Annotated in this window: 2 tRNA genes; both read right to left on the bottom strand. The window is 56.8% G+C overall.

Annotation, left to right across the window (positions count from 1 at the left end):
* Positions 1-3: 3 nt before the first annotated feature.
* Positions 4-80: transfer RNA gene (locus C1E24_RS20685), tRNA-Asn, on the bottom strand.
* A 16-nt stretch (positions 81-96) separates the two neighbouring features.
* Positions 97-173: transfer RNA gene (locus C1E24_RS20680), tRNA-Asn, on the bottom strand.
* Between the last annotated feature and the right edge of the window lie 84 nt (positions 174-257).

The raw sequence follows: 257 nt of genomic DNA, 5'->3' as shown, positions 1-257 counted from the left end.
TGTTGGCTCCCCCTCCCCGACTCGAACGGGGGACCTGCGGATTAACAGTCCGTCGCTCTAACCAACTGAGCTAAGGGGGAATTACACTATAACGATTGGCTCCCCCTCCCCGACTCGAACGGGGGACCTGCGGATTAACAGTCCGTCGCTCTAACCAACTGAGCTAAGGGGGAATCGTTATTATCAAGAAACTTGGCTCCCCCTCCCCGACTCGAACGGGGGACCTGCGGATTAACAGTCCGTCGCTCTAACCAACT

Origin of the sequence: Pseudoalteromonas phenolica (genome assembly GCF_005876835.1) — a bacterium.
In the GTDB taxonomy this organism is placed as follows: domain Bacteria; phylum Pseudomonadota; class Gammaproteobacteria; order Enterobacterales; family Alteromonadaceae; genus Pseudoalteromonas; species Pseudoalteromonas phenolica_B.
This window is presented reverse-complemented; position numbering and strand designations above follow the sequence as displayed.